At 70.5% G+C, this 18,887-nt stretch carries 12 protein-coding genes and 2 tRNA genes; 8 read left to right on the top strand and 6 right to left on the bottom strand.

The window, feature by feature from the left end:
- Positions 1-53: 53 nt before the first annotated feature.
- Positions 54-1,064 (top strand): Fpg/Nei family DNA glycosylase, encoded by a 1,011-nt coding sequence (locus B1H50_RS03880; RefSeq protein ID WP_080462473.1) that lies wholly within the window; start codon positions 54-56, stop codon positions 1,062-1,064.
- A 60-nt stretch (positions 1,065-1,124) separates the two neighbouring features.
- Here the strand turns inward: B1H50_RS03880 and epsC are convergent, their stop codons facing one another.
- The 3 genes from epsC to B1H50_RS03865 all read right to left on the bottom strand — a co-directional run bounded on the left by epsC (position 1,125) and on the right by B1H50_RS03865 (position 3,951).
- Entirely contained in the window at positions 1,125-1,700 is a 576-nt protein-coding gene (epsC, locus tag B1H50_RS03875; RefSeq protein WP_080462472.1) for a serine O-acetyltransferase EpsC, read from the bottom strand.
- Between the two features lie 153 nt (positions 1,701-1,853).
- Complete coding sequence (gene cysK / locus B1H50_RS03870; RefSeq protein ID WP_080462471.1) at positions 1,854-2,789, bottom strand: cysteine synthase A; 936 nt, start codon at positions 2,787-2,789, stop codon at positions 1,854-1,856.
- Positions 2,790-3,219: 430 nt separating this feature from the next.
- Positions 3,220-3,951, bottom strand: a complete 732-nt coding sequence (locus tag B1H50_RS03865; protein ID WP_080462470.1) for an IMPACT family protein — start codon at positions 3,949-3,951, stop codon at positions 3,220-3,222.
- Positions 3,952-4,192: 241 nt separating this feature from the next.
- Between B1H50_RS03865 and rpmF the strand changes: the two genes are divergently transcribed.
- From rpmF to B1H50_RS10075, 7 genes are all read left to right on the top strand, one after another.
- Positions 4,193-4,357: a 50S ribosomal protein L32 gene (rpmF, locus tag B1H50_RS03860; protein ID WP_073451189.1), complete on the top strand. Its 165-nt coding sequence runs from the start codon at positions 4,193-4,195 to the stop codon at positions 4,355-4,357.
- A 36-nt stretch (positions 4,358-4,393) separates the two neighbouring features.
- Positions 4,394-4,464, top strand: a tRNA-Gly gene (locus B1H50_RS03855).
- Between the two features lie 53 nt (positions 4,465-4,517).
- Positions 4,518-4,591 (top strand) — tRNA-Pro (locus B1H50_RS03850).
- Between the two features lie 615 nt (positions 4,592-5,206).
- On the top strand, positions 5,207-5,629 hold the full coding sequence (locus B1H50_RS03845; RefSeq protein WP_080462469.1) for an Hsp20/alpha crystallin family protein: 423 nt from the start codon (positions 5,207-5,209) through the stop codon (positions 5,627-5,629).
- Between the two features lie 207 nt (positions 5,630-5,836).
- Positions 5,837-5,995, top strand: a complete 159-nt coding sequence (locus B1H50_RS03840; RefSeq protein WP_229657941.1) for a nitroreductase family protein — start codon at positions 5,837-5,839, stop codon at positions 5,993-5,995.
- A 68-nt stretch (positions 5,996-6,063) separates the two neighbouring features.
- A complete protein-coding gene (locus B1H50_RS03835) occupies positions 6,064-9,330 on the top strand; it encodes a DEAD/DEAH box helicase (RefSeq protein WP_080462595.1) in 3,267 nt (1,088 codons plus the stop codon).
- Between the two features lie 35 nt (positions 9,331-9,365).
- Positions 9,366-9,488: a hypothetical protein gene (locus B1H50_RS10075; RefSeq protein WP_268237220.1), complete on the top strand. Its 123-nt coding sequence runs from the start codon at positions 9,366-9,368 to the stop codon at positions 9,486-9,488.
- A gap of 85 nt (positions 9,489-9,573) precedes the next feature.
- Here B1H50_RS10075 and B1H50_RS03825 read toward each other — a convergent pair whose 3' ends face one another.
- The 3 genes from B1H50_RS03825 to B1H50_RS03815 are packed head-to-tail and all read right to left on the bottom strand — an operon-like array spanning position 9,574 to position 18,865.
- Complete coding sequence (locus B1H50_RS03825; RefSeq protein WP_080462467.1) at positions 9,574-9,843, bottom strand: ribbon-helix-helix domain-containing protein; 270 nt, start codon at positions 9,841-9,843, stop codon at positions 9,574-9,576.
- A 51-nt stretch (positions 9,844-9,894) separates the two neighbouring features.
- A complete protein-coding gene (locus tag B1H50_RS03820) occupies positions 9,895-12,390 on the bottom strand; it encodes a 3'-5' exonuclease (RefSeq protein WP_080462466.1) in 2,496 nt (831 codons plus the stop codon).
- Position 12,391: 1 nt separating this feature from the next.
- Positions 12,392-18,865 carry a DEAD/DEAH box helicase gene (locus tag B1H50_RS03815; RefSeq protein WP_080462465.1) on the bottom strand — a complete coding sequence of 2,158 codons (6,474 nt, stop codon included), beginning with the start codon at positions 18,863-18,865 and terminating at the stop codon, positions 12,392-12,394.
- Between the last annotated feature and the right edge of the window lie 22 nt (positions 18,866-18,887).

Here is an 18,887-nt window from a genome sequence, read left to right as displayed (position 1 = left end):
GCCCTTCACCGCCGGTGCGCGGGCGCGGGCCGCGCACCGGGTACCGTCGGCCCATGCCCGAAGGACATACCATCCACCGACTCGCCGCCGCCCTCACCGAGCTCTACGGCGGGCGGGCACTGAGGGTCTCCTCGCCCCAGGGCCGCTTCGCCGCCGGGGCCGCCCTCCTCGATGGCCAGGTCCTCCTGGAGGCGCAGGCCCATGGCAAGCACCTCTTCACAGCTTTCGCGCCCCGCGCCGATATGCCGGTGGACGACAGCGCCGTCGTGTGGCTGCGCATCCACCTGGGGCTGTACGGCTCATGGACCTTCGACGGCGACTCCCGCTTCACCGCCCCGCACGCCATCGGGGCGCCGCGACGGAAGGTGGGGGAGCGCGGGGAGCACGCCCTGTGCGGCGGCGGTGGCTCGGCGCTGGCGGGCCTGACGGGAGGCGCCGAGGATACGGATGGCGGCGCGGGCCATGGGGCCGGCGCGCCCAGCGTCCGGCCCGGGGCGTGGGTGCCGCCCGAGCCGAGCGGCGCAGTCCGGCTGCGCCTGCTCGGCGAGCACGGGGTGGCGGACCTGACCGGGCCGAACGCCTGCGAGGTGCTCGACGCCGAGGGCGTGGCGGCGGTTCGCCGTCGCCTCGGCCCCGACCCGCTTCGCGCCGACGGGGATCGGGAGGCCTTCGTGGCCTCGGCCCGGGTGCGCCGCAAGGCGATCGGCGAGCTGCTCATGGACCAGTCGGTGCTGGCCGGGGCGGGCAACATCTACCGCGCCGAGACGCTCTTCCGCTGCGGCATCAGCCCCTTCAGGGCGGGCAACCGGGTGAGCCGGGCCCGCCTGAGGGCGGTGTGGGACGATCTGGTCCCCCTTATGGAGTACGGGGTGGCCACGGGGTTCATCACGACCGTCGACCTCGACGACGTCCCCGTTCCGCTGCCCGAGGACGATCCGGAGGCCGCCCGCTGGTATGTGTATCACCGCGCCGGGCGCCCCTGCCTGCGTTGCGGAACGCCGATTGCGGAGCGGGAGGTCGCCGGGCGCCGTCTCTTCTGGTGCCCGGCCTGCCAGCGCGCCTGACGCCGCCCGCGCTCTCCGCGGGCGACCGGCGGCCCGGAGGGCGCCCGGGGCGGGTGCCGGTCAGATGTAGATGGTGGGATCGGTCATGAGCTCGGGATCGACCTTGGGGTCGCGCACGCGGCTGGGCACGCCGACCGCGACATGCCCCTGGGGGACGTTCTTGATGAGCACCGCGTTGGCGCCGATCTTCGCGCCGTCCTCCACCGTGACCGGCCCCAGCACCTTCGCGCCGGCCCCGATCTGCACATTGTTGCCGATCGTGGGGTGGCGCTTGCCGGGGTTCATGGAGACCCCGCCGAGCGTGACCCCGTGGAACATGAGGACGTCGTCGCCCACCTCCGCGGTCTCACCGATGACGACCCCCATGCCGTGGTCGATGAAGAAGCGCTCGCCGATCTCGGCGGCGGGGTGGATCTCGATGCCGGTGAGGTTGCGGGCGGCCTGGGACAGGGCGCGGGCGGCGAAGCGGTGACCGCCGTTCCACAGCCGGTGCGCGGCCCGGTAGGCCCACACGGCGTGAACACCGGGGTAGAGGAGGGCGACCTCGGCGCTCGTCCGGGCGGCCGGGTCCCGGCGCCGCGCGGTGGCGAGGTCCTCCTTGGCCTGCGCCAGTAGGGAGCGGTGGCTGTGGGACATGACTCTCCTCGGTCGGTGGGGCGCTCTGATCGGGCGCGGGGAGCGGCTCGCGCCGTCGCCCCATGCCCCAACGCCGACGGCGGCGATCCTGTTCCCGGGACCACCGCCGTCGGCCCGGGGCGAGCCCTCAGGCGCCGTGGGGCGACTAGCGGCTCAGTTGAGGTAGTCGGAGTACAACGGCGTGGAGAGGTAGCGCTCGCCGGTGTCCGGCAGGACGGTGACGATCGTCCTGCCCTCCAGCTCCGGGCGCTGGGAGAGCAGGTCGGCGCCCGCCAGGGCGGCGCCGGAGGAGATGCCCACGAGCAGGCCCTCCTCACGCGCGGCGCGGCGGGCGTAGGCGATGGCGTCGTCGGAGGTGATGTGCAGCAGCTCGTCCCAGATGCCCTGGTCGAGGACTTCGGGGACGATGTTGGGACCGATGCCCTGGATCTTGTGAGGGGCGGCGGTGCCCTCGCTCAGCAGCGGGGACTCGCTGGGCTCGATGCCGTAGATCCTCACGCCAGGGACCTTGTCGCGCAGGACGGTGCCGACGCCGGTGAGGGTGCCGCCTGTGCCGATGCCGGCGACGAAGGCGTCGACCTTCCCGGCCTGCTCGAGGATCTCCAGCGCGGTGGTCTCGCGGTGGATCCGGGGGTTGGCCGGGTTGGTGAACTGGGAGGCGAGGATCGAGTTGGGGGTGGAGGCCTGGATCTCCTCGGCGCGCCTGACGGCTCCGGCGACGCCGCCCTCGGTCGTCAGGACGAGCTCGGCGCCGAAGGCGCGCATGAGCGCTCGGCGCTCCTTGGACATCGTCTCGGGCATCGTGATGATGACCTTGTAGCCCAGGGCGGCGCCGACCATGGCCAGGCCGACGCCGGTGTTGCCGCTCGTGGCCTCGACGATGGTGCCGCCGGGCGCGAGCGCGCCGGAGTCCTCGGCGGCGCGCACGATCGACAGGGCGATGCGGTCCTTGACGCTGCTGGCGGGCTCGAAGGCCTCGACCTTGGCCAGGACGGTGGCGGGGCCGGAGATGATGCGGTTGATGCGGACCAGCGGGGTGGAGCCGACGAGGTCGGTGACGTTCGCGGCAATGGGGGATGCGTGGGACATGGGTTCTCCTTGAGGTGTGAATGGCGCTCCGGGCCCACCGCGCTGATGCGCACAGGGGCGTCCGGGAGACGGAGGAGTATGAGAGGGGGCGGTTCGCGGCCGCGATGGTGCAGGGGTGGTCGAGGGGCCTGCGGTCCCGGAGCGCCGGGCATGCGCGCAGCGACGCGCGCACGTCTTGAGGAGCCTGGCGCTCTAGCGACACAGGCTGCAGGAGGCGGACATCTCGCGCATGAGGCACGTGGCCGGCACGGGCATCATGGGGTCCTCCTCTCGCGAATGGCGTCGTGACCGGGAAATGGTGACAGGCGCTGTGGGACAGACCCTAATGCCGCCCCGGTGGGTGACGTCAAGCGGCTCGGATCGTGAGCCGGCCCGATCCGCCGTCAGCGGAGAGGGGGGAAGGTGGGAGAGGGGGAGTCCCGGGCCCCGCTCAGGCCGGTGACCGGAGAGGCGATTCGACCAGCCTCGTGCCGACCGGGGCGGGCCTGGCGCCCCCCGCGGTGAGCGAGGCGATGAGCTCATCGGGGGAGGGGCCGCCGACCGGCGTGGACAGGAGGACGACGGCGTCGCTCGCCCCCCAGGACATCCCCTCCACTGCCAGCGCGCCGTCGGCCGCCCCCGCGGCGCGCAGCTCGGCCTCCAGGCGGCCGGCCCGCGCCACCGGCACCCGAACCTCCCACAGCGCCCGCTCACTGATGCTCACGCGCGAGGCGGCGGCGAGGGCCCGGGAGGCGGCCTCGGAGTAGGCGCGCACGAGCCCGCCGGTGCCCAGCAGGGTCCCCCCGAAGTAGCGGGTGACGACGATGACCGCGCTGGTGAGCCCGCTGCCCCGCAGGACCTCCAGGATCGGCTGGCCGGCTGTGCCCGAGGGCTCGCCGTCGTCGCTGGAGCGCTCGATCGCGGGGGAGCCGGGGGCGGCGCCCGGCTGGGGGACGATGAAGGCGGAGCAGTGGTGGCGGGCGTCGGGATAGCGGGAGCGGATGCGGGCGATGAAGGAGCGGGCGGCGTCCTCGTCGTCGGCTCGCTCGGCGCGCGCCAGGAAGTGGGATCGCTTGACCTCCAGGTCCGTCTCGGGCTGCTCGCCCGGCGCGAGCGTCAGCCGACAGGGCGCGGCACCGCCGGCGGGGGCGGGGGAAGCGGGCTCGGGGCGCTCGGCGGGCATGACGGTATGCTCCCATGAGTGCCCCGGCGATCGCCGGGCCGGTGGCGGGCTCGTGGTGGAGTGCCGTGCAAGGGTCGTGCAAGGGCCGTGGAGCTGCGGCGGTAGGGGGTGACGGGACCGATGTCACAGCTCTGGGTGCCATCGCCAACTGGAAGCGGCTTGTGCTGACTGGCTATGGTGTCCCCTGGTCCTGTTCGCCGGGATCGGAAGATCCCAAGGAGACTTTGAGAGGAGCGGGCCCATGGCAGTGCCGAAGCGGAAGATGTCCCGCAGCAACACCCGCAACCGCCGCTCGCAGTGGAAGGCCGAGCTCCCCCAGCTCGACACCATCAAGGTGAACGGCCGTGAGATCAGCGTGCCCCGTCGTCTGGTGAAGGCCTACAAGACCGGTCTTCTCGAGCACTGACGTGCGCGGCGCGGGCGGCGGCGCCGTCCGCCTTCTGCGGGTGTAGCTCAATGGTAGAGCCTCTGCCTTCCAAGCAGATTGCGCGGGTTCGATTCCCGTCACCCGCTCGATGGGGCCAGCGGGGCGCCCTCCACGGAGGGCCGCCCCGCTGCCGCATCCTCGGGCTGTAGCGCAGCTTGGTAGCGCGCCTGCTTTGGGAGCAGGAGATCGCGGGTTCAAATCCCGCCAGCCCGACTCGCATGCCGCCCCGCGCTTGCGGGTGCGCGGCGCAGTCGTCGGCTCACGGGGCGCCATCCGTTCGTTGGAGTCGTATTTTTCATCGGTATCGCGGGGTTTTCTCGTATCCGGGTCAGCTCGCCCCGGGGTTGTGGACGCTCCCTGGGGTTGTGGACTGGCGGCGGGGTTGTGGATGTGCCCCGGGGACGCGTCCACGACCCCCGCGCACGTCGGCAACCAGGCCACGATCAATCCGGCCAAGACACCCCCGACCAACAGGCAACGCCCGGCGGGCCCAACGCTTGAGCGGCGGCTGTTCGGGGCGTCGTGGATTACTCGCCCCACTCATCCGTGGACGTCCCTTCTCGCCGCCCGCTCGGTGGGTGCTGGGCTCGTGGATGGCCCTGCCATGAATGTCGAAGGCGTTCCCGGAGCGCGTCCTGGGCTCCTCCGACCCGTCGCACAACCTTGAGTGAGTTGGACTCAACTTCTGGGAATAGGTGTCCGGGTGCTCCTGTTGTCACGGGTGTCATCGGCCAAGGAACCGGCCGGAGGCCCTTAGCGACCCCCGGGCCGGCCCGAGGCCGTACGAACCATCCGACAACAACCGTGAGCAACCGCAGGAGGAACATCATGGCTCGCACCCTTAACCCCTTCCAGGACATGGACCGTCTCTTCACCGACCTCACCCGCAGCCCCGCTGCCGTCGGCATGCCGATGGACCTGTTCCGCGAGGGCGACACGTTCTACGCGGAGATCGACCTGCCCGGAGTCGACCCCGCCAGCGTGGACGTCGACGTCGATGACCGCACGCTCACCGTGCGCGCCGAGCGCAAGACCACCGCGGGCGAGGGGGAGCGCTCCTGGCTGACCCGTGAGCGCCCGACGGGCACCTTCGCCCGCCAGCTCACCCTGGGCAGTCGAGTGGCCCTCGACCGCATCGAGGCCGAGTACTCCGACGGCGTGCTCCGCCTGACCATCCCCATGGCCGAGGACGCCAAGCCCCGCAAGATCAGCGTCGCCCACGGCGACAGCTCGAAGGTCATCGAGGCCTGAACGGCGAGCGATCCGTCGGGCCCGGCCGAGCCCTGGGCCGATAGTGGGCCGCGCCCCCGCGCAGGGGCGCGGCCCATGTCCTCGCGCATCGCCCAGGGGGTTCGGTCGGCGGGTGAATGACCGAACGGGTCCTCGCCCCATCTGGCCGGTGCTAAGTTGAGGCGCGGATGTCCTGTCCATCCCTCCACCCGTGTCAGGAGCCCTGCCATGGCCACTGAGACCGAGCGCCGGTCCGTTATCGCCACCGCCCACCGCCGCTACGCCACCAAGGCCTTCGACCCCGACCGCCGCGTCTCACCGGAGGACCTGCGCGCGATCCTGGAGGCCGGGCGCCCGGCCCCCTCGTCCTTCGGGTATGAGCCGTGAGCCTGCCTGGTGAGATGACCAGCGGGGGGCCGGTGCGCGGCGCAGGCCCGGCAGTGCGGGCTGCGGGCATGACTCCGAGTTCCCCGACTGCCCATCGCCTGCGGTTGCTCGACTACTGGTGGCTGCTGGAGCTGTTCAGCCCCCAGAAGGTGCCCAATCGCACCGAGCCCGCCGGATCGGAGGGCTGGTACCAGGTCGTCGAGTGGAGACCGGGGCAGCGATTGCCCTGGGAGGTGCTCGCACCCAAGAAGGAGGATGGCACGAAGTTCGTGTGGAGGCACACCCTCTACCTGGGGGTCTACGACCTGGAGAACGCCTACCAGTATCTGCATCGCGCCTTCACTGACGACCGCGATGCCTTCGATGAGCGGCGCGGCGGCATGAGTGCCTGCGCGGGCGTGCAGGTCGATGACAAGGGGCACCTTGTGCCCGGGTCGGCGGTGCTGTCCTCCTCCCTGTGGGCCGTCGCCAGACTCGCCGCGCACCTGCACGCGCCGGCCCCGTCATGGGTCACCGAGTTCGACGCCGCTCAGCGGAGCTTCGCCGAGATGGCCGAGTGCGGTGATGCCGCGCCGGCCCTGCTCACCGCTCTCGCGCACAGCGTGTCGGGGATCGACGCCGTGGCCGAGCTCGCGAGCAGGCGCGTGCTGATCAAATCCGTCCTCGTGCGCGCGGGCAGTGCCGGGGAAGCGGATATCGACTTCCTCAACAGCTTCTTCCTCAAGGACCTCGCCGCCGTGCGCGCTGATGTCGCTACTGGGCGGTGCCCGGTAGCGCTGGCCTCCTACCTGGCCGACGGTGGCCCACAGGTCCCGGCATCGCCCGTCGGCCCGCGGATCGATGTCATGAAGGATGACGACCGCGTCAACGCGGGAGTTGGAGCGGACCGGATTCCCGCGGGCCGGTGGCCCTCAGCGCCGCAGCACACTCTTGCTCTGCGGCAGCAGTTCGCCGTCAACCAGGCGCTGGCCGATCTCGGTCCGACGCGCGGCCTCATGGGGGTCAACGGCCCTCCGGGGACGGGGAAGACGACCATGCTGCGCGACATCGTGGCGGGCAACGTCGTCGAGAGGGCGAGACGCCTGGCTGCGCTGGAACGTGCGGACGATGCCTTCGTCGAAGAATCAATGCGGTGGGGGGACGATCGCTTCGACTGGAGCGTTCCCAGGCTGCGCGAGGAGCTGACCGGTTTCGAGATGGTGGTGGCCTCGGCGAACAACACTGCCGTGGAGAATATCAGTACCGAGATTCCCGGCGCCGCTGCCATCGACGAGCGGTGGCGGGGGCGAGCCGACTACTTCTCGGATATCGCGTCGGCGCTCCTGACGGCCTCTGCACCCCGGCGCGAGAACGATGGCAGGAGATCAAGACCTCTTGATAGCGCTAAGGAGGCAGGCAGGAGTCGCCCGAACGGCAGGGGATGGGAAGACAGGAGCGGCGGTGGGGGCGCCGGCGGACCGTCCAGTGGCAAACCCGCCTGGGGGCTCGTGGCCGCACGACTGGGCAGCAAGAGGAACCGGACGGTGTTCCGAAACGAGTTCTGGTTCGACAAGATCGACCCGAGAACGGGGCGGCGCCAGCTCGGCACCGCCCCGCGCATGCTGTCACGGCTCCAGGAATGGAAGAGCGGAGCGGCGCCTCATCCGATCTGGTCGCAGGCGTGCGCCTCGTTCAGGCGGGCGGAGCGGCGAGTGGCCGACCTGGTGGACGTGCGACGCGAGGCGCAGGTATGCCTTGAGCGCCTCAAGCAGGCCGGCCACGATCGGGCATGGGCGGACGACGAGGTGGAGCGCCAGAGCGTTCTCCTGGCGGAGGTCATTCAGGAGCTACGCGGGTGCGAGCAGGCCCGCGGCGAGGCTCAGGAGCAGTGCGAAGCGGCGGAGCGGGCCCGCAACCGGCACGTGGAGATCCGACCCGGTGCCCTCGAGACACTGCTGACCCTGGGGCGCGCAACCCGCGAGTGGCGCAGTGCCCTGGCTCCGCTCGAGCAGCGTCTGCGGGACGCCGAGGAGGCCGAGCGGGGCCTGCGGGAGCAGGCAGCGCGCCTGAGCGGGCGGGAGGAGGTGCAGCGGCACGCGGTGATGGTTGCCCGGGACGCCGCCGAGCGGGCCCACCGCGAGGAGGATGAGTTGCTTGCCCGGTCGGCAGACTACCGTGAGCGCCTGGGTCAGGCGCATCCCGGACCGCAGTGGTCAGGGGAACTGCGCGAGCTGCGCGCCCCCTGGCTCGACGCCGAGCTCGACGAGGCCAGGTCGGAGCTGTTCCTCGCGGCGCTGCGCCTGCACGAGGACTTTCTGGCGAACGCGGCCGATAAGATGCTCAGAGGGCTGCGTGCCGCGATGCGCGTCGTGAGCGGTGATGCCCTTAAGGATCCGGAGGAGAACCGTGCCGCCTGGCAGATCCTGTTCCTCGTCGTCCCAGTGCTCTCAACGACGTTCGCCTCCTACGGCCGTATGTTCGCGAGGCTCGAAGCGGAGAGCCTCGGGTGGCTGCTGATCGACGAGGCGGGCCAGGCCGCCCCGCAGTACGCCGTCGGGGCGATCTGGCGATCGAAGCGTGTGGTGGCCGTCGGCGACCCCCTTCAGCTCGAGCCCGTTGTCACGATGCCGCGCAAGGCCATGCTCGATATTGCTGCGGCGTACGGTGTTGACCCGTCGTGGATCCCGCCGCGGGCGTCGGTGCAGACTCTCACCGACCGGGGCTCTCACTTCGGGACAACCCTCCACCAGGATGGGCGCCCCGTATGGGTCAGCGCCCCGTTGACCGTGCACCGGCGGTGCGATCCACCCATGTTCGGCCTGTGCAACAGCATCGCCTACGACGGCATCATGATCAACGGGCTCGAGCCCCGCGCGAGTCAGAACGACCTCTTCGACGGCCCCGATGGCCCCCGCGTACTGCCCAGCCAGTGGATCGACGTCCCCGCGGGCGTACAGGGATCGCATATGCAGCCCGGGCAGGTCGAGAAACTGCGCGAGTTCATCTCCGTGCTCAAGGATGGACATGTGAGCCCGTCCCGGATCATCGCGATATCTCCGTTCCGGGAGATGGCGAATGCGCTGAAGGCGCTGGAGCGCGACTACCCGGGCCTTCGCGCCGGCACGATCCACACTGCGCAGGGCAGGGAGGCCGACGTCGTCTTCCTGGTCCTGGGAGGCAATCCTCAGCGACCGGGGGCGAAGGCGTGGGCGGCGCAGACGGTTAATCTCGTCAATGTCGCCGCGAGTCGTGCTAAGCGCCGGCTGTACGTCATCGGGGATCGGGCCTCGTGGGTGCAGTACAACTACTTCTCCCAGTTGTCAGCTGTGCTGTCAGAGTGCGGGGACGATGACTGAAACTCGTTGAGATAGTGGGGGCGAGCCTTCATCGCATGAATGATCAGCTCATAGCCGTCGTCGTAGATGAGGGCTACGAGCTCCAGGAGGCGACCAGCCGGATCGATGGCGATCATGAGCCAGCGCCGCGGGTCGTCCTCGTCGTCAAGCGGGCGTGAGCTCAACACGTGGGAGGCCGCGTAGCGAACGGCGTCGTCATCGAGATGATCGCGGCGGTAGTGCTTGCGAGCCGAAGAATGCAAGTCAGGCACTGTGTGCCCATTCGCGCACGGCTGCTCGGACTGCGTCTGAGCGAGTGGCCAGGCCCTCGGCCTCGGCTCTGGCCATCAGTGCCGCGAGGGTGGCCTCGTCGAGTCGGACCGGAACCACCACACCAGGCCCCTCGCCCACCGGCGGGCGGCCGCGACGCGCCCTGGGCAACTGGGACAGGTCATAGCCGGCCTCGGCCTCGTCAGCCCAGGCCTGAATCTGCTCGTCGTTCACGATCCTGCCGTGAAGGAGGTGCTCACCCACACCTATAGCGTATACGAAATACCTTCGAGGTGCGGTGTGTGGGCGCGCACGTCATCCCTTCCGCGCGAGCCCCTCCAGCAGCGGGCTGGCCTGCCCGCTCCAGGAGATGGCGAGCTGGTCGCGGGCGCGGGTGGCTGCCACGTACAGCAGGGAGCGCTCACGCAGGAGGGCGTCAGCGTAGTCGGCATCCGAGTACTGCTGGTCGCGCAGTGCACGGGGGATCGAGGCCTCCGAGACGTCGAAGAGCAGGACCTTGCGGAACTCCAGGCCCTTGGCGCGATGCATGGTCATCACCACCGGGCGCCCCCGGCCCATCGCCTCCCTATCCACCGGGCGCACGTCGATGCCCCGCTCAGCCAGGCCAGTGACAACCGCATCGCGCCGATAGCGGTCGCGGACGAGGACAGCGATGGTCTCCGCGCCCGCCTCGCGCTGCTCGCTGTCCTCCGACAACCAACCGCGAAGCAGCTGCGCCGCGAGGTCGAGTTCCTCGGCTCGGGACCCTGCGTGCAGCAGAACCGGTTCGGGCCCGGATCGCGGTGAGATGTACCGGTGCTCTTCGGCGCGCCCCTCCATGTCCTCGTATGACCCGGCATCGAGGATCTCGAAAGCGGCGCGCAGATTCTGGCGGGTCGTGCGGTAATTGCGGGTCAGTCGTCGTGACCGGCCCCGGATGTTGATCCCGTAGTGGCTCAGCGTGATCTTCTTTCCATAGATCCGCTGGTGGGAGTCCTCGGCCAGGAAGAGGTCGTCTGGCCCAGGCTCGACGAGCGCGCGCAGGAGCAGCAAGTGCGCTGGGGTGAGGTCTTGCGCCTCGTCAACGAGCACATGATCGAAGGGCCGCGCCCTGTCCTGCTTCGCCTCGGCGTCGAGCCAAGCGGCGGCTAGGGCGAGCTGCTCGGCGAAGGAAGTGACGTCCAGCTCCGCGCTGCGGTCCCGGTAGCGCTCCATGGCCGCCCACACCTCAGCGCGTTTGCGACGATCAAGCGCCACACCCCTGCCCGGACGGCGCACGCGCAGATACTGCTGGAGGGTCGTCACGTGTTGCGGCAGTACGACGAGTTCGTACTCGGAGGCAAGGAAGTCTGCTGACTGGAGATTGGCGGGCAATCCCTCACCCGTCAATGCGAGAACGTCACCCCATAAGTCATTCTTGGCGTAAGCGAGGATTCGGGTGCGGCGCCGGCCCAGAACGCGCTCGGCGACCGGCGCGATGCTCTCCCCAGCCCGCTGGAGGATGGCCCGAGCCACCCTGTCCAGGCCGGAGACGAGCACACCCGGCTCATCGACCTTTTCCGCGAAGGCGATGCCCGGGGCCAGCTGCGCCAGCTGACGGCTCAGGTCGTCGGCGAGGTTGCGCGTGTAAGTGGTCAGGAGGATGCGCGCCGTGCCCGTTCGTTGGCCCCCGCGCCCGCGCCTAGCAGTGTGGGAGCGAGCCGATCCCTGCTCCATTTCGGTCATTCGTCTGGCCAGGGCGGCCGTCCGGTGCACAGTGACAACGGTCTTACCCGTTCCCGCCCCGCCGGAGATCCTCATGGGACCGTTGGAATGCCGCTCCACCAGATGGCGCTGCTGGGGGTGGAGGAAGAGCTGCCACTGCGCGAAGGTGAGGCCCTCGATGGCGCGGCGCAGGTCTTCATCGGTCTCCAGCCACGTGAAGTCAGCGCGAGAGGCCCTGCGACGCAGGCCCGAGATGACCTCAGCGTCAGTGGGCTCAGCTTTGACCTCCTGCGGGTGGAGGAGCTCGAAGTCCTCACGCACGCCCTCGATGCTCGTTCCCGTGGCCAGCGCCAGCAGCGCCTCGCCCTGCCAGGAGGGGGAGGCGGTGGCCGCCAGGTCGAGCAGCTCGGACTCGCAGGTGGCGGCGAGCGCTGCGGCGGCGAGGCGGACGTCGATGCCCAGCTCGTCGCGCAGGGACTCCACTGTCAGACCATCCGGCCATACCGGACGATCGTCACGCGTTGTCACGACGACGCCGGGCCTCGCCGCCTCAGCCCTGGGTGCCGGCGCCCTACTCTCAGCCCCAGGCCGCGGGGGGAGAGAGATCGCAGAACCAGCCTCCACACGGCGGCGCGCCTCGGCATTGCCGGCCTCGAGGCGCGCGGCCTCGCGGGCGATCTCCTCAGCCTCCCTCCGCGCCGCGTCCAGTCGCCGGCGAGCATCGCGCCTGGCCTTATCGACGGCGTGCGCGTCCTGGCCGGTGGCGTCACGGACGTCGAAGACCTGGGCGATGCCGTTGTACGGGTTGATGCCGACGGTCACGCTCCGGGCGATCTCAATGGCCTCGTCGTGTGGCCAGATCCCGTGGATGACGTAGACGAGCTGTCCGTCGCCGTCGAGTTCGAAGAGCACGGCCCGGTAGAAGTCGGTGACTCGGGCAGTGCGCACCCTGCGGTCCACCGACTCCCGGATGGGCTCCACATGGAGCCCGGCGCTCGTAGTTCCGGCGGAGAGCTTGGTGAGGAAGGGGCCGATTTTCGAGCGCAGGGAAGGGTCTTTGCGAGTGGCGTCCTTGGGCTTGTTACTGGGCCACACAATCGTGGGCATATCAGCGTCCTTCCAGAAGCGTGCGGATCTCGTCGGCGGTGACGGCAGCATCATGCCCCACCCTTACGACACGCCAATCGGCCGCGGTTAAGGCTGTGACCTCATCGCTGTGGGGATCGACGACGACGGCGACGCGCTTGTCCGGCCACGACAGATCGGTCATGATGCCGTCGGCCTCCTCCTGGCCCTCCCGTCCGAAGCGCACGCCGGCGGCCGCGAGATAGGGCAGGAGCGTGAGGACCTGTGGGGCGGCAAGTTCCCGGTCGATGCCGTCCCAGCCGAGATCCCTCATCGCCGAGGCGTCAGAGCCTGGCCCGTCGGCGACGGTGGCGCGATCGCCCAGTTCCTCGAGGGCGCGGCTCGTCGTCGTAATCGTCACGGGGACACCGGACAAAGGGAGGACGTTGCTCAGGCGCAGCCAGCTCAGCCAGGCGTCCCGGTGCTCGGGTGAGGCCAGCGCTTCCTCGGAGTCATCGATGACGAGCGCCATGCCGGTCGTGCTCGTTCCGCTGATCTGGATCGCCAGGGCCAGGTGCGGCCCGTAGAAGACTGCTCCTGAGACTGTCGTCGTGGGGGCGAGAGGGGCGGGTAGGGCCTGGGAAGGCAGGAGCGCGTGGACCGCCTCCCAGGTCGGATCCGCTTCTGGGCGCGTGGCCTTTGCGTAGTTGAGCGTGGCGTCGCCGAAGAAGGCGCTGTGCTCGGCGGCGCCGTGGATGAGTGGCACCCCGACCGAGGCTGCGAGGGCGGATAGCGCAGTGGACCGGGTGTCAACGCCGCCGTCCTCATCACGCAGCATGGCTGCCAGCAGAGCCATGGGCCCGCCCCGCCAGACCTCGATCGCTTCGTCGGTGATGGCCGCGGCGCGGGCCGCGACCAGGTGGGCGTTCATCAGGGAAGTAGCCGCCTCTTTGCCGAGCCACTGCGGGTTCCATGCGCCGTCGAGATCCTCCTTGGCCACGGAGATGACCCGGTAACCATGGTCGCGCAGCTCGGCGCGTTTGGCGGCGTCGTCGGCGAGGCGATTGTGCTTTCGGCTCGCGTGATACCTCAGACCGTCGGTGTAGATGGCGATGGGGGCGCGCCCGCTGACGTGCAGCGCTGTGAAGTCGGGACGAGTGCGCCCCACGTCGAGCTGAGGGCGCAGCCGCCAACGACCGCCGTCGAGCTCGAGGGCTGGCGCCCCGGAGGCGTCGCCGATGACGCGCACGCTCATCCGGGCGGAGAGCAGCTCCTTGAGCTCGGTGCGGAAGCGCGCCTCCAGGGGGCTCTCACCGTGGCCGGCGCGCACGGGCTCGTCGGTCACCGTCCACCGGGGCTCGGCCGGGTCGAGGTCGCCGGCCGTCTCGTGGGTGTCGAGGCCGAGGATGAGCCTTAGGGCGTGCAGGGCCGAGGCGCGGGAAACCTCCCTGGTGGCCGTGTCGACGGTGTAGCGCTGGAGGCAGTGGTGGCACAGGTCCTTGCCCTCGGCTGCGCAGCGGCAGGTCTCGAGGCGCTGGGCGGTGCTCACGAGCAGGCCCCACATGACGGTGGGCTCGTCGAGACCGGTGAGGTAGCCGGTGCCGCCGGGAACTGTGTCGTGGAGGAGGAGTGCCGGGCGGGTCTCGCCGGGACCGCCCTGACCCACCGGGTAGGTCACGGCCATAACGCCCAGGTGGTCGGGGGTGCCGCCGGTGGCGATCTCCAGCCCGAGCATGAGGGCACTGGCCAGAGAGGCCACCCCGATCGGGTCAGAGGCGAACTCCTGGGGAAGGATAATCGCGAGAGCCTCAGTGACGAGGTCGCGCATGAGGTCCATCTGGATGACGTGCTCGCGCGGGTCGCCGCGGTGCGCGCACCAGGCGCGATGCTCTCCCGGGGAGGAGACCCCGGTGCTGGAATCGAGCTTGCCGCAGGCCTCGCACAGCCGGAAGCCGCGGGCACGGACCGGTGTGCTGCCGACCTGGTCGACGGACTGTCCCGGTAGGGCCCGCCCGGTGTTGAGCCATCGCAGGGGCAGGTTCCGGAACCGGCTGAGCCCGAGCCCGGTGGCCTTGACGCTCCACTGCCGCTCGGCGCGTGTGGGGTCGAGGTCGGCCAGGGGGAGGACCTCGAAGCTGACGGAGGCCCGCTCGTCCCGGGTGTCGCTGATGCGGGCATCGTCCCGGGCGACGTCGGCGAAGACGCGGGTCAGGCGCAGGACGCGTCGCGCCCGCCCGACGTCGGCGATGCTCGTGTCCCCACAGCGTGGGCACTGGCTCGGGGCCGCGGGCGGTGTGTCGGAGGGGGCATCGTCCTGGACGTAGCCGCAGGAGGCGCAGGTCAGCCACCAGCGCGCCTGCGCGGCCAGGTTGGAGGAGTCCACCCCGTCGATGCGCATCTCCATGCCGTGGGTGTAGAAGGCAGCCCCTGGGGCCAGTTCGCGCAGGGCATGGGCGGAAGCGCGGTCGAGGTCGTAGGGCTCGGTGGTGAACTCGTCAGTCTCCGGGTCGCGCCAGGACACGCGGGCGGATAGCCGGACGGAGTCATCGATGAGGGCGTAGTTGGGAAGGACGCCATGGCGCTCCAGGGCGGCGATCCAGGGCTCGTTATTCAGCCTGATGAGTTGGGAATCGATGGCCTTGTGAGCGCTCTCGGCTCCGCGCCAAGCGCGCCGATCCTCCTCGGTGGCGTTGGGGCGCTCGGTGGCGGCGATGAGCTCGGGCAGGGCCGCGTCGATCTGCTCGCGCTGGTGGTGGAGCTGCTTGATCTCGGCCCGGTACTCGGCAGCGGCCTGCTCAAGCATGAGGCGTGGGCCGGCCCCGTCGTCGGCGCTCACCCAGTGCGCCAGCCGGCCCAGCGCGGGTGTGCGGTTGGTGAAGGTAGCGGTGAAGGCGGCGGCGAGCACGGCGCCGTCGCGGGCGATCCGCTCGATGACGGCAGCGAGGAAGGTGCCCTGACCGCGCGTGTCGAAGACGGTTCGGGCATTGGCCCGACCCCTGCCTCCACCCGGGACGGCGGGGTGGCCCTCACGGGTGAGAGTGTCGATGACGTAAGCGAGGAACTGGCGGCGCAGGATCTCCTCGGCGCCCAGATAGGTGGACGGTGGGGCAACGGCACCGTCGAGCAGGTGGGCGGGGTCCTCCAGGAGACGGATCTGGTTGGGGCGCCCGCGAACGTAGGCCAATGCGAGGGCAGAGCCGCTGCGGCGGCCAGCGCGGCCAACCCGTTGCACGTAGGAGGCGACCGCGTCCGGCAGGGAGTCGAGCATGACGGTGGACAGATCCCCGATGTCGATTCCCATCTCCAGGGTGGGGGTGGCCACGAGGACGTTGGGGTCGGCGGGGCGCTGGACGGGACGCTTGAAACCCTCTTCGACGGCGGCCCGTTTGGCGGCACTGAGCAGTGAGGTGTGCTCGTGGGCATCCACCCGCCGTACATGAGAGGCCGTGTACATGCTGCGGTAGAAGCTGTCGGCGGGGTGCCGGGTGGCGGCCAGGCGCCCGGGGCAGCGCGCGACCAGGCAAGGGGCTCCGGCGAGCTGGTCGACGGTGGCGGGCGCGGCGGGCAACTGGCTGCGGCAGACGTCGCAGACGAGGAGTAGCTTGTCTGTGCTTCCGGCCCCCAGGGGAGTGACGAAAACCCGGTCGGTGGGCAGGCCGTAGACGGTGCCACCCGAGACGGTCGGGGTGGCGGAGAGGATGTCGGCCTCGGCGAGCTGGGCGAGCAGGGCGACGGCGAGGCGCGCGGCGTGCGTGGGGGCGACGCCCAGGCACGCGCGGGCCCAGATGGCGTACCAGGACTTCGGGGAGAGGACCGGTGTGAAAGCCGAGTAGCGAGTATTGATATTCCCCTTGACTTGAGGGAAGGAAGGCGCGGAGCGTCCGGCAGGGAAGGCGGGCTGGCCCTGGTCGCGGCGGCGCTTGTACCAGATCCACAGGCGCTTGCCGTCCTCCTCCTTGTAGCGCTTGAGCCACTCGTGATCGATGGCGCCGTCGCGGCGCATGCGCTCCACCGTTCCGCGCACCCAGGCGAGCAGGCCAGCCTCGGTGAGAGACTCCAGGCCGGGCAGGGCGTCGGGCGCGCCGCCCTCACCGAGAGCCTCTCGGGCAATCCGGATCAGGTCCATGGACTGGCCAGCGTCCACGTGGACGGTCAGGGATCCGGTGGCCTCCAGGGTGCGGCCGTAAGTGGACTGGAGACCGATCTCCAGGGCGATGTCGAACAGGAGTCGACGGCGCACGTAGACGGCCGCCTTGCGGCGCTCGCTCGCGGTGGCATCGGGTTCCCAGTAGGGCTTGAACTGCGGGTGCTCGGCGAGGGCGGCGGGGACCAGGCGGTAGCGGTCGAAGGCGTCGTTCGCCGCGGCGTCGAGGGTGGTATCGGCCCAGTCGGATAGGGTCGTCTCGGCATTGAGAACGTCGCGCAGTGCGGAGCGCAGGCTCATCGTGTGGGAGCGCTGGTCGATGAAGCCGGCCCGGTGGGCGGCATCCTGGACGGAGTCGGTGAAGATGAGGGCGCGCTTGTCGGCGTCGTCGAGGGCGTCGTCGCCGAAGAGGGTAGTGAGGCTGACGGACAGGAGGGTGGCGACGGCGGAGCCAAGGAAACGGATGGAGTCCGCGGCTCCGCAGGAGGGGCAGACGTCGTGGGTGGTGTCCTCGGCGATGGCGCGATCGTCGCCGGTGAGGACGAGCACCGGTAGGTAGCGGCCCTCGCGGGTCTCTAGAGAGCCCTCCTCGGGGATGCGGGTGAGGAGCTCTCGGTCGGCGACGGAGTACCAGCGAAGCCCGGGGTGGTGGCGGGCCGGATCCGGCTCACCGGTCTCGACCCGGCGACGGTAGTCGGCCTCCTCACCGGGGGCGGCGAGCAGCGCGCGGAAGCGGGTGTCGCCGAGGACGCGGTCGCGGCGGACCTCGCTCTGGTCGGCCTTCTCACCCTGCCCGGTGGGGGCGAGGCTGATGCCCCATCCGGAGCGGCCGCAGGAGCGGCAGTACAGGGCGGGCCGTGCGGGGACATCCTGGGATGATCGGTCGGCGGTGTCCGACCAGCGGAAGGCGGGGCGGGCATCGAGGAGGCGGTCCACACGGGTGACCTCGCGAATCCAGAGGGTGACCTCGACGCCGATGGCACTGCGGTCAGGGGCTCCGTCCAGTCCCGCCCGGATGGTGGACAGAGCGGCGAGGAGGACGGCCAGGGCTTGGCGACTGACGGCGGGGTCTGTCAGCTGGGCGGGAGAGAGGACGGAGGCGGCAAGGCCAGCCAGGGGCGCGGCCCGGTTAGCGCGGCTGATGAGGTCGATGATGTCGGGGTGGGACTGGATGGCGTGGGCGAGGTTGGGGGCGATCAGGTCTGTGACGCGGTCGGCGGGCTGGTCGTCCTGGGGCTGGTAGAGGATGGAGACGACGTCGGCCAGGAGCTGTGCGGAGTCGGTGACAGGCTGGTCGGCGAGGTCGGCCAGGTGGGCGAGGTCAGTGGGGGACAGCGCGGTGAGGCGGCGGGCCTTCAGGCCGAGGCGCGCGGTGGCCGCCCGGTGGGGCTTGGCCCACGTGTCAAGGTCCGTGCGGGTCTCGGTCACGATGGCCTCGACGGGCAGATCGGCGCCGAACACATCGCGGGCGAAGGCGAGCATGTGGGTGGGGTCCCCGCCGTCGCCGAGGGTAGCGGAGGTGGCCACGGGGCAGACGGGACCCAGTGGGGAGCGCTCGTAGTCGGCCTGGCGGGGGTCGTCATCGGCCAGGTGGGCGCGCAGGGCGAGGCCGAGGCGTCGCAGGAGCATGGCGACGTCGGTGCCCTGGGCGCCGTCGTAGGTGTGGAATTCGTCGAGGATGAGGTAGGTGAGGGAGGAAGCGGATGTGCTCCACAGGGCCCGGTCCTCTGGGCGCAGGAGGAGCTGGTCGAGCATCTTGTAGTTGGTCAGGAGGATGTCCGGCGGGTCGGCGCGGATGGCGTGGCGGTCGGTGATGAGGGAGGACGGGCTGACACTCGCGGTCGGGGTGGCCGAGGCGTCTCCGGTGTAGAGGGCGGCGCGGATGCCGGCGAGCGAGGAGTCGGAGGTGAGCAGGCGGGCGAGGCGACCGGCCTGGTCGGAGGCCAGGGCGTTCATGGGGTAGAGGATGAGGGCCTTGAGTCCGGTGACACCTTCGGCCCGGGCGCGCAGCACGTGGTCGAGGACAGGGTGGAGGAAGGCCTCGGTCTTACCGGAGCCGGTGCCCGTGGTGATGAGGGTGGGCTGGGGGCGGTGGCCGCCCTTGGTGGTGAGGCGCTGGTAGGCCTGTTCCTGGTGGCGGTAGGGCGTGAGCCCGGGGTCCCAGTCGAGGACCTCGGAGCGGGCGCTCGCGGGGACGTAGGGCAGGCGAAGGCGGACGAAGGGGCCGACGAAGACACCGTTGTGCTCGTTCTGGAGGAAGTCGGTGAGGGCGCGCCGGGGCTCGGCATCCGTCAGCGCGAAGGTCGTTGACAGGTAGTCGACGATGGCGGCGCGGATGCGTTCGGCCTGGAGGCTGGGGAGCAGGAGAGTCATGGTGCTGTGGTTAAGGGCGGAG

It is taken from the genome of Actinomyces gaoshouyii (assembly GCF_002072175.1).
In the GTDB taxonomy this organism is placed as follows: Bacteria; Actinomycetota; Actinomycetes; order Actinomycetales; family Actinomycetaceae; genus Actinomyces; species Actinomyces gaoshouyii.
Note: the sequence above shows the minus strand (reverse complement) of the source record. Positions and strands in the feature narration are given on the sequence as shown.

Coding starts and splice junctions, on each gene's coding strand:
- B1H50_RS03880 (WP_080462473.1), top strand. CDS start 54: ATGCCCGAAGGACATACCATCCACCGACTCGCCGCCGCCCTCACCGAG.
- epsC (WP_080462472.1), bottom strand. CDS start 1,700: ATGTCCCACAGCCACCGCTCCCTACTGGCGCAGGCCAAGGAGGACCTC.
- cysK (WP_080462471.1), bottom strand. CDS start 2,789: ATGTCCCACGCATCCCCCATTGCCGCGAACGTCACCGACCTCGTCGGC.
- B1H50_RS03865 (WP_080462470.1), bottom strand. CDS start 3,951: ATGCCCGCCGAGCGCCCCGAGCCCGCTTCCCCCGCCCCCGCCGGCGGT.
- rpmF (WP_073451189.1), top strand. CDS start 4,193: ATGGCAGTGCCGAAGCGGAAGATGTCCCGCAGCAACACCCGCAACCGC.
- B1H50_RS03845 (WP_080462469.1), top strand. CDS start 5,207: ATGGCTCGCACCCTTAACCCCTTCCAGGACATGGACCGTCTCTTCACC.
- B1H50_RS03840 (WP_229657941.1), top strand. CDS start 5,837: ATGGCCACTGAGACCGAGCGCCGGTCCGTTATCGCCACCGCCCACCGC.
- B1H50_RS03835 (WP_080462595.1), top strand. CDS start 6,064: ATGACTCCGAGTTCCCCGACTGCCCATCGCCTGCGGTTGCTCGACTAC.
- B1H50_RS10075 (WP_268237220.1), top strand. CDS start 9,366: ATGAATGATCAGCTCATAGCCGTCGTCGTAGATGAGGGCTACGAGCTC.
- B1H50_RS03820 (WP_080462466.1), bottom strand. CDS start 12,390: ATGCCCACGATTGTGTGGCCCAGTAACAAGCCCAAGGACGCCACTCGC.
- B1H50_RS03815 (WP_080462465.1), bottom strand. CDS start 18,865: ATGACTCTCCTGCTCCCCAGCCTCCAGGCCGAACGCATCCGCGCCGCC.